Origin of the sequence: Paraburkholderia sp. SIMBA_027, from assembly GCF_046535315.1 — a bacterium.
Classification (GTDB): domain Bacteria; phylum Pseudomonadota; class Gammaproteobacteria; order Burkholderiales; family Burkholderiaceae; genus Paraburkholderia; species Paraburkholderia tropica.
The window spans coordinates 1-278 of the sequence record NZ_JAWRWY010000406.1 but is presented as its reverse complement, the minus strand read 5'-3'; the positions used below and the strand labels follow the sequence as shown (position 1 = coordinate 278).

Genomic DNA, 278 nt, shown 5'->3' with positions numbered 1-278 from the left:
AATATCCATACCGGCGAGGTCGAGGTTATCTATCGCGCGTCACAGGGCGCACACGTCGGCGTGGTGACCGTTCATCCGAAGTCAGAGAAATATGTTTTCATCCATGGCCCGGAAAATCCTGATGAAACATGGCATTACGATTTCCATCATCGACGCGGAGTCATTGCTGAAGGCGGCAAGGTGAGCAATCTCGATGCAATGGATATTACCGCGCCGTATACGCCAGGAGCGCTGCGCGGCGGCAGCCATGTGCATGTCTTTAGCCCGAACGGTGAAAG

The 278-nt window shown here is 54.3% G+C and carries 1 protein-coding gene; it reads left to right on the top strand.

Translation table 11 applies throughout. The features are described from left to right. A partial coding sequence (locus SB764_RS39605; protein ID WP_410866696.1) for a DUF3748 domain-containing protein occupies positions 1 to 278 on the top strand: 278 nt, incomplete at both ends.